Genomic DNA, 8,976 nt, shown 5'->3' on the forward strand with positions numbered 1-8,976 from the left:
GCTTGCTCGCGATGGCAGTTTCACATTCAACATTGACGTCGACTGTCAGACCGCTATCGCGAGCAAGCTCGCTCCCACAGGGGATCTTCGGTGGGCACAACATCTCCTCAACCAAGCACCTGACGACCGGCACCAAAAATCATTTGCCACAAAATATTACCTGCGTCATATTACATTCGTAATAAAGACCCGTTTCCCACAGGTATTTCTCCATGACCACCATGCCCAGCCTTGAACCCGACCTTGCTGTCCCGGTGAGCACACCCAAGCCTCCCCTGCTCAAACGGTTGATCTTGCTCGCTGCGGTCATCGCTGCCCTGGTATTCGCCGGGCTGTACGCGACTCACTGGTGGACCGCCGGCCGTTTCATTGAAGAGACCGACGACGCCTACATCGGCGGCGATGTGACGGTGATCGGGCCGAAAGTCGCTGGGTACATCGAAGAAGTCTTGGTCACCGATAACCAGAAGGTGAAAGCCGGCGATGTGCTGATTCGCCTCGACTCCCGCGATTACCGCGCCAACCTGGCCAAGGCCGAAGGTGCGGTGGCCGCCGAAGAAGCGCTGCTCGCCAACCTCGATGCCACCGAACAATTGCAACACGCAGTGATCGGCCAGGCCCGAGCCGGGATCGATGCCGCCGGTGCCGAAACCGCCCGCTCACGGGATGACGATGCTCGCTACAAAAAACTGGTCGGCAGCAATGCCGTCTCGGTGGAAAGCGCCCAACGCGCCAACGCCACCTTCAAGACCGCCCAAGCCCTCAGCGCCCGGGCCCAAGCTGAATTGCTCGCCGCACAACGTCAGTTGAATGTGATCGAAACCCAGAAACAGCAAGCCCGCGCCGCACTGATGCAGGCCCGTGCCGAACGTGATTTGGCGCAATTGAACGTGGGTTACACCGAACTGAAAGCCCCGGTAGACGGTGTGATCGGCAATCGCCGGGCGCGGGTCGGCGCCTATGCCCAGGCCGGTTCGCAACTGCTGTCGGTGGTACCGGCCAGCGGGCTGTGGGTCGATGCCAACTTCAAGGAAGATCAACTGGCGAGGATGACGCCGGGGCAACGGGTGATCATTCATGCCGACGTGCTCTCGGGGCAGGAATTCCACGGTCATCTGGACAGCCTCGCGCCGGCCAGTGGCTCGCAGTTCAGCGTGCTGCCGCCGGAAAACGCCACCGGCAACTTCACCAAAATCGTCCAGCGGGTACCGGTGCGCATCGTGCTTGATCCGGCAGATGGCGTGCTCGGCCATCTGCGTCCAGGCCTGTCGGTCACCGCTGAAGTGGACACTCGCAAGGAACCTGCAACCCCGGCCGTGGCCAGCGCACCATGAGCCGCGCCCTCGCCGTCCCCGCGCAACCGTTCAATGCCGCCGACATGGCAACGGCGACCAAGGTGTTCGCCTTCGCCACCATGTGCATCGGCATGTTCATTGCGCTGCTGGACATCCAGATCGTCTCGGCGTCGTTGCGTGACATTGGCGGCGGGCTCTCGGCCGGCACCGACGAAACGGCGTGGGTGCAAACCAGTTACCTGATCGCCGAAATCATCGTGATTCCGCTGTCTGGCTGGCTGTCCCGAGTGTTCTCGACGCGTTGGCTGTTCTGCGTATCAGCAGTGGGTTTCACCTTGGCCAGCCTGCTCTGCGGCGCGGCCTGGAACATTCAGAGCATGATCGCCTTCCGCGCCCTGCAAGGGTTTCTCGGTGGTTCGATGATCCCGCTGGTGTTCACCACGGCGTTCTTTTTCTTCACCGGCAAACAACGGGTGATCGCGGCTGCAACCATTGGCGCGGTGGCCTCTTTGGCCCCGACTCTGGGGCCGGTAATCGGCGGCTGGATCACCGATGTGTCCTCCTGGCACTGGCTGTTCTACATCAACCTGGTGCCGGGGATTTTCGTCGCGGTGGCGGTGCCGATGCTGGTGAAAATCGATCAGCCGGAATTGTCCCTGCTCAAAGGTGCCGACTACTTGAGCATGGTGTTCATGGCGCTGTTTCTCGGCTGCCTGGAATACACCCTCGAAGAAGGCCCGCGCTGGAACTGGTTCAGCGACAGCACGATTCTGACCACGGCATGGATCAGCGGACTGGCCGGCCTGGCGTTCATCGGTAGAACCCTGCACGTCGCCAACCCCATCGTCGATTTACGCGCCTTGAAAGACCGTAACTTCGCCCTTGGCTGCTTCTTTTCGTTCGTCACCGGGATCGGCCTGTTCGCCACCATTTACCTGACGCCGCTGTTTCTCGGCCGGGTGCGTGGCTATGGCGCACTGGACATTGGTCTGGCGGTTTTCTCCACCGGGGTGTTCCAGATCATGGCGATTCCGCTGTACGCCTTCCTGGCCAACCGCATCGATCTGCGCTGGATCATGATGACCGGCCTTGGACTTTTCGCGTTGTCGATGTGGGATTTCAGCCCGATCACCCATGACTGGGGGGCTAAAGAGTTGATGCTACCGCAAGCGCTGCGCGGGATTGCCCAGCAACTGGCGGTACCACCAGCGGTGACGTTGACCTTGGGTGGTCTGGCACCGGCGCGGCTCAAACATGCTTCGGGGTTGTTCAATCTGATGCGAAACCTGGGTGGCGCCATCGGCATCGCCGCGTGCGCGACCATTCTGAATGACCGCACCAACCTGCACTTCACCCGGTTGGCGGAAAACCTCAACAGCACCAATGAAGCACTGAATCAGTGGCTGTCCCAGGTTGGCAACAACTTCGCCGCCCTTGGCCAAAGCGGCGACGCGGGTGTCACCGCCAGCCTGCATCAGCTATGGCTGCTGACCTACCGCGAAGCGCAGACGCAAACCTACGGCGATGCGTTCCTGATGATCATGGTGTGCTTCATCATTGCCACGGCGATGGTGCCCTTGATGCGCAAGGTGCAACCACCGGCCGCGCCGAGTGCGGATGCTCATTGAGCCTCGGCTTGCTCCAAAAAATCAGGCCTGAGGCATTTTGCGGAAACCTACCGCCAGGCGGTTCCAGCTGTTGATGGTGGAAATCGCCACGGTCAGGTCGACCATTTCCTTAGGGGTGAACTGGGCCGTGGCCAGTTCGTAGTCTTCATCCGGCGCATGAGTCTGGCTCAGCAGGGTCAAGGATTCAGTCCAGGCCAGCGCCGCACGTTCGCGGGGTGTGAAGAACGGCGTTTCACGCCAGACCGACACCCCATACAACCGACGCTCGGTTTCGCCACCCTTGCGGGCATCGGCGGTGTGCATGTCGACGCAGAAAGCGCAGCCATTGATCTGGGAGGCGCGCAGCTTGACCAGTTCAATCAGGGATTTTTCCAGAGGCAGCTTCGAAACAGCGGTTTCCAGCGCGATCATGGCTTTGAGTGCATCCGGGGAAGCAGTGTAGAAATCAATACGCGGTTGCATGGTGGGCTCCAGTCAAAGTGATGTGGAGCTACGTTAATCCCGCACTGACCTGCAGCAAATAGCCAATTATTGGGAAGATGAGGATGCCAATGGGCGGGCTTGAAAATAATCTAGATGGGTAATTGCCATCACCGCACCGACACCACTAGAATGCGATTCATTCCTGATAACGCGGCCAGGACGCCGGAACCGAGTACCTCCTGCCCATGTCGTCCTCATCCGAAATGCCTTTTCCACCGGCTACTTCGCCGAACTCCGAATCGCGTTGGCAGCTGGAATCCTTATTGTGGGAAATGCCGGAACAGGCGCGCGAAGCCTTTCTGCTCGCCCAGATTCATCGACATCGCCGCGCCCGGATCGCAGCGCAGCGGTCGGCGCACAAAAAACCGCTGACACGTCGACAAACCCTGGCTTGTCTGGCCTTGCTGTTGATCGCTGGCCCCGTCGGCATGGTTTGGCAACATGCGCCGTTCGAGCACTGGAACAGTCATGACCGTACCCTGGTCGGCGCACAGCTTGTTCGCCAGGCGCCTGCTGCCGACTCGCTCGATTGCACCCGCGCCCATGACCTTCAAGCCCCTACGCTCGATTGCGCAGCCACTGCAAAAATCCCTTCTTCTGCACAACCCTAGGCGCTTCCTGAGTCAACGTCTGAGCCTTGTTCAAACGGAAATCCAGTAACGCCTTCATCGCTTCGCCGATGTCATGCCGCGCATCCAGACACGGTTTGAGGTACTCCTTCTCGATCCGGTACAAGCTGCAGAACGTCTTGGCGCTGAAGTCCGCCGGTAGCGCCGTATCGGACAAAATCCCACCCTCGCCGATCACCTCACCCGGCCCCATGCGCCCGGTTTCGAACTTAACCCCGCCACGGCTCAGCTCCACCGACACCACACCTGATTCGATGATGAACAAATGATCGCTGACCTCCCCCGCCGGCAGGATCATTTCACCGGCGCGGAAGTTTTGCAGGGTCATGTTCTGGGTGAAGGTGTCTTTCTCTTCCTGACGCAGGGTCGAGAAAATATTCGACGCGTCCAGCAATGCCCGTGGCCGCGACAGGTTGGCAGGTGCGTTCGATTCGACGCTCGACAACAAGTTGACGCCGCTGGCCTTCAAGTGCCGGAATGCCAGGTCGAACAGCAGATTACGGACCATGCGTTTCTGGTCCATGGAGACCACGAAACCACTGATTTCGTATTCCACGCCGGTGGCGCTGGAACCTTTCAACGCGACACACGGCGCCGGTTTGTTCAGCAGATAACGACAGCCCTGCATCGCCCGCTCCAGCGCGTCGATCACCGTCTGCGGACGCGCGTGCGGGCTCAGTTGCAGGCTGATGGATACGCCGAAAATGTCACTGGGCCGGCTGAAGTTAATGATCTTGGCCTTGGCCGCCAGGGAGTTGGGGATCACCGCCATGCTGCCTTGGGCCGTTTGCAGGCGCGTCGCGCGCCAGTCGATATCGATGACCCGACCTTCGGTGCCATCGATCGAGATCCAGTCATCCAGTTGATAGGGCTTGGTGGTGTTCAGCACGATCCCGGAGAACACGTCGCTGAGGGTACTTTGCAAGGCCAGGCCGACGATGATCGCCAACGCGCCGGAGGTCGCCAGCACGCCTTTGACCGGCAGATCGAGGACATACGCCAGAGCCGCGATGATCGCGATCAGGAAAATCACCGCGCCGAGCAAATCCTGGAGCAAGCGCCCGGTGTGCCCGACCCGTTGCATCATCACCGCGCCGATCAGCACCGTCAGGGTGCGCGCACCGAACAGCCACCAGCCGATCTGCAATCCGGTGGCCGCCAGGTGCAGCGGGACGTTGTCGACCCAGGGCGCCGTTTCCATGGGATTCAGGCCTTCGTTGAACAGCAGGACACTGAACAACGAAAAAATCACCAGCCGCACGAGCATTTTCCAGTTGCTGCCATTGGCACTGAGCAGGCGCCACAGCCCAAGATCAATAAGGATCAAAGCCATCGCGCAGATCAATGGGTGATCGGTAAGCAGTGACAGCATCAAGCAACTCCAGCGAAGGCCAATGAACGGAAGATCGCACACATTGGCCACATTGTAGGAGTGTTTGATGCAAAACCAATGTGGGAGCGAGCCTGCTCGCGATGAGGCCATGCCAGTCACCATTGATGGTGGCTGGCATACCGCAATCGCGAGCAAGCTCGCTCCCACAGGGGATCTATGTCGTCAGGGATTACTTGCTGTTGGTCAGCGCGTTGTAGCTGGTAAACAGGTTGCGGTAGTCCGGGATGTGGTTGGAGAACAAGGTGCCCAAGCCTTCCACGTCGTTGCGCCAGTCGCGATGCAGCTCACAGGCCAGGCCGAACCAGGTCATCAACTGTGCCCCGGAGGCCGACATGCGGTCCCAGGCCGATTGACGGGTCAGCTCGTTGAAGGTGCCGGAAGCGTCAGTAACCACGAACACCTCGAAGCCTTCAGCCAGTGCCGACAGCGCCGGGAACGCCACGCACACTTCGGTTACCACGCCGGCGATGATCAGTTGTTTCTTGCCGGTCGCCTTGATCGCCTTGACGAAGTCTTCGTTGTCCCAGGCATTGATCTGGCCAGGACGGGCAATGTACGGCGCGTCCGGGAACAACGCCTTGAGCTCGGGGACCAGCGGGCCGTTGGGGCCGGTTTCGAAACTGGTGGTGAGAATGGTCGGCAACTTGAAGTACTTGGCCAGGTCAGCCAGGGCCAACACGTTGTTCTTGAAACGGTCCGGCTCGATGTCGCGCACCAGAGAAAGCAGACCCGCCTGGTGATCAACCAACAGAACGGCGGCGTTATCCTTGTCGAGACGTTTGTAAGAGGTAGTCATGGGAGTAATCCTCGCTTTTTATCGATGCCGAGTGGAAGTCGGCGTGGGGTACCCGGTTAGCGCTGGGAGTCCAGCACTTCGTGTTCGTTCGCCACTTGCTGAGCCTTGAGATAGCTCTCGATCAGCAATTGATAATGCGGCATGGCCTGGGCGTAGACGGCCGCCCACTGCTCGGCGTCCGGACGGTTCCACGAGCCTTGCAGCTCAGAGAGCGTAGCCATGATGTCGATTGGCACCACCCCGGCTTGCGTCAATCGGGCAATTGTCAGATCAGTGGCCAGTTTCGAGTGGTTGCCGGAAGCGTCGACCACCGCAAACACTTTGTAGCCTTCATGCACCGCCGCGATGGACGGGAACGCCAGGCAAACGCTGGTCAGGGTGCCGGCGATCACCAGGGTTTTCTTGCCGGTCGCTTTTACTGCCGCGTGAAACTCAGCATTGTCCCAGGCGTTGATTTCACCTTTGCGTGCCACGTATTGAGCATGCGGTGCTGCCTCGTGAATCTCCGGAATCAACGGCCCGTTCGGCCCTTGCGGGACGGAGGCGGTGGTGATCACCGGCATCTTCAGCAGGGTCGCGGCTTTGGCCAGGGCAATGGCGTTGGCGCGCAGTTGCGGCACGTCCATGTCCTTGACGATCTGGAACAATCCGCTCTGGTGGTCGATCAACAGCATCGCGCTGTCGTTGGGATCGATAGTCGGTTTCTGGCCATTGAAGTTGGCCGCGTTGACGGTATTCATGTGCGTTTCCTCTTTCATTCAGGCAACAGCCATCCCTGGCCCGGGAACCGGCCTACGCATCCTGTGTAGAGCGGGTTGTTGAACCTGTACGGGTTAACCGTGCATCTGGCCGAACCGACCGGACTGGAAGTCGGCGAAAGCCTGGTGAATCTCTTGCTCACTGTTCATCACGAACGGACCGTGACCGACGATCGGTTCGTCGATCGGCTCGCCACTGAGCAGCAACACGACGGCATCGTTATTGGCTTCCAGGCTGAGCTGCTGGCCTTTGCGTTCGAACAACGCCAACTGCCCTTCGCGCACCAGTTCCACACCGTTGACCTGAACCGTGCCACGCAACACTACCAATGCCGTGTTACGACCTTCGTGCAGGTCCAGGGTCAGCAACTTGCCGCCGTTGAGGCGCAGGTCCCAGACGTCAATCGGGGTAAACGTACGCGCGGGGCCGGTGTGGCCGTCGAACTCACCGGCGATCAAGCGCAGGCTGCCAGCCTGGTCCTTGAGCGCGATGCTCGGGATGTCGCCATCGAGAATCGTCTGGTAACCGGCGTCGGCCATTTTGTCCTTGGCCGGCAGGTTGACCCACAGCTGCACCATTTCCAGGGTGCCGCCGGTTTTGGCGAAACCTTCGGAGTGGAATTCTTCGTGGAGAATCCCGGAAGCTGCGGTCATCCATTGCACGTCGCCAGGGCCGATCTTGCCGCCGCTGCCGGTGGAGTCGCGGTGCTCCAGTTCGCCCTTATAAACGATAGTCACGGTTTCGAAACCGCGGTGTGGATGCTGACCAACGCCACGACGCTCGGTGGTCGGGGTGAATTCAGCGGGACCGGCGTGATCGAGCAGCAAAAACGGGCTGATGTGCTTGCCCAGGTTGTCGTAGGAAAACAGCGTGCGAACCGGAAAACCGTCGCCGACCCAATGGGTCCGTGGGCTGGTGTAGATACCGATGATGTTTTTCATTCCGCCTCCGAATCTGGTGTGTGACGCGATGGACAAAGCTTAAAACTGAACCCTTTGATGCACTAGACTGCAAAAATCAGCCTTAGCGTTCTATACGGAGAACGATGGTGGAAGACCTCAACACCCTTTACTACTTCACCCAAGTGGTGGAACACCACGGTTTCGCCCCGGCCGGCCGGGCGTTGGACATGCCTAAATCCAAGCTCAGCCGGCGCATTGCCGAGCTCGAAGAGCGCCTCGGCGTACGCCTGCTGCACCGCACCAGCCGGCATTGTTCACTGACGGAAATCGGCCAGGCCTATTACCAGCGCTGCCTGGCGATGCGCGTGGAAGCGGAAAGCGCTGCCGAACTGATCGAACGCAACCGCTCCGAACCCCAAGGCCTGGTGCGCATCAGTTGCCCGACCGCGCTGCTCAACTCCTGGGTCGGGCCGATGCTGACCCGCTACATGCTCAAGTACCCGCTGGTGGAGTTGTTCATCGAGAGCACCAACCGCCGGGTCGACCTGATCCACGAGGGGTTCGACATCGCCCTGCGGGTGCGCTTTCCGCCACTGGAAAACACCGACATGGTGATGAAGGTGCTGGGCAACAGCACCCAGTGCCTGGTGGGCAGTCCGGCCTTCGTGCCGCGCCTTTCATCACCGGCCTCCCCGGCCGACCTCAGCGGGTTGCCGAGCCTGCATTGGGGCGCGGCGCAGCGTGAATATCAGTGGGAATTGTTTGGGGCGGACGGCGCCAGCGCGGTGATCCGGCATGCGCCACGAATGGTCACCGATGACCTGTTGGCGTTGCGTCATGCCGTGGTGGCCGGGATCGGCATCGCTCACCTGCCCAGCGTGGTGGTGCGTGATGACATTGCTTCGGGCCGTCTGGTGGAACTGGTGCCGGGCTGGGCACCCAAATGCGGGATCGTGCATGCCATCTTCCCTTCTCGCCGTGGGCTGCTGCCGTCGGTGCGCGCATTGATCGACTTTCTGGGCGAGGAATTCAGCCACAGCGATATTGCTTAGAAGCCCGTACACACTCCATGTAGCCGCTGGCGAAGCCTG

9 protein-coding genes and 1 pseudogene are annotated in these 8,976 nt (G+C 60.2%); 4 read left to right on the forward strand and 6 right to left on the reverse strand.

The window, feature by feature from the left end:
- The 3 genes and pseudogenes from VD17_RS32500 to VD17_RS30735 all read left to right on the forward strand — a co-directional run.
- Positions 1–235 (forward strand): annotated as a pseudogene (locus tag VD17_RS32500) (hypothetical protein); the annotation flags it as partial.
- Positions 213–1,334, forward strand: coding sequence for an HlyD family secretion protein (locus VD17_RS30730; protein WP_046057119.1), 1,122 nt, complete (start codon positions 213–215; stop codon positions 1,332–1,334). The pseudogene VD17_RS32500 and the gene VD17_RS30730, both read left to right, overlap by 23 nt.
- Positions 1,331–2,923, forward strand: coding sequence for a DHA2 family efflux MFS transporter permease subunit (locus tag VD17_RS30735; RefSeq protein ID WP_046057120.1), 1,593 nt, complete (start codon positions 1,331–1,333; stop codon positions 2,921–2,923). The genes VD17_RS30730 and VD17_RS30735 overlap by 4 nt, the downstream gene beginning before the upstream one ends.
- Before the next feature lie 21 nt (positions 2,924–2,944).
- On the opposite strand, the gene VD17_RS30740 is transcribed toward VD17_RS30735, so the two are convergent.
- The 6 genes from VD17_RS30740 to VD17_RS30765 form a co-directional block, all read right to left on the reverse strand.
- A complete protein-coding gene (locus VD17_RS30740) occupies positions 2,945–3,385 on the reverse strand; it encodes a carboxymuconolactone decarboxylase family protein (RefSeq protein ID WP_046057121.1) in 441 nt (146 codons plus the stop codon).
- A gap of 281 nt (positions 3,386–3,666) precedes the next feature.
- The gene (locus VD17_RS30745) at positions 3,667–3,876 is read right to left on the reverse strand and encodes a hypothetical protein (RefSeq protein ID WP_185753267.1); all 210 of its coding nucleotides are present in this window, start codon (positions 3,874–3,876) and stop codon (positions 3,667–3,669) included.
- A gap of 88 nt (positions 3,877–3,964) precedes the next feature.
- Positions 3,965–5,407, reverse strand: a complete 1,443-nt coding sequence (locus VD17_RS30750; protein WP_046057123.1) for a mechanosensitive ion channel family protein — start codon at positions 5,405–5,407, stop codon at positions 3,965–3,967.
- Positions 5,408–5,597: 190 nt separating this feature from the next.
- Entirely contained in the window at positions 5,598–6,224 is a 627-nt protein-coding gene (gene ycaC, locus VD17_RS30755) for an isochorismate family cysteine hydrolase YcaC (protein ID WP_033061120.1), read from the reverse strand.
- A gap of 56 nt (positions 6,225–6,280) precedes the next feature.
- On the reverse strand, positions 6,281–6,964 hold the full coding sequence (locus tag VD17_RS30760) for an isochorismatase family protein (protein WP_046057124.1): 684 nt from the start codon (positions 6,962–6,964) through the stop codon (positions 6,281–6,283).
- Positions 6,965–7,057: 93 nt separating this feature from the next.
- Positions 7,058–7,924, reverse strand: coding sequence for a pirin family protein (locus VD17_RS30765; RefSeq protein WP_046057125.1), 867 nt, complete (start codon positions 7,922–7,924; stop codon positions 7,058–7,060).
- A gap of 104 nt (positions 7,925–8,028) precedes the next feature.
- Here VD17_RS30765 and VD17_RS30770 point away from each other — a divergent pair, with 104 nt between their 5' ends.
- A complete protein-coding gene (locus VD17_RS30770) occupies positions 8,029–8,937 on the forward strand; it encodes a LysR substrate-binding domain-containing protein (protein WP_046057126.1) in 909 nt (302 codons plus the stop codon).
- The last annotated feature ends 39 nt before the right edge of the window (positions 8,938–8,976 follow it).

The sequence above is a fragment of the Pseudomonas fluorescens genome, assembly GCF_000968015.1.
In the GTDB taxonomy this organism is placed as follows: Bacteria; Pseudomonadota; Gammaproteobacteria; order Pseudomonadales; family Pseudomonadaceae; genus Aquipseudomonas; species Aquipseudomonas fluorescens_W.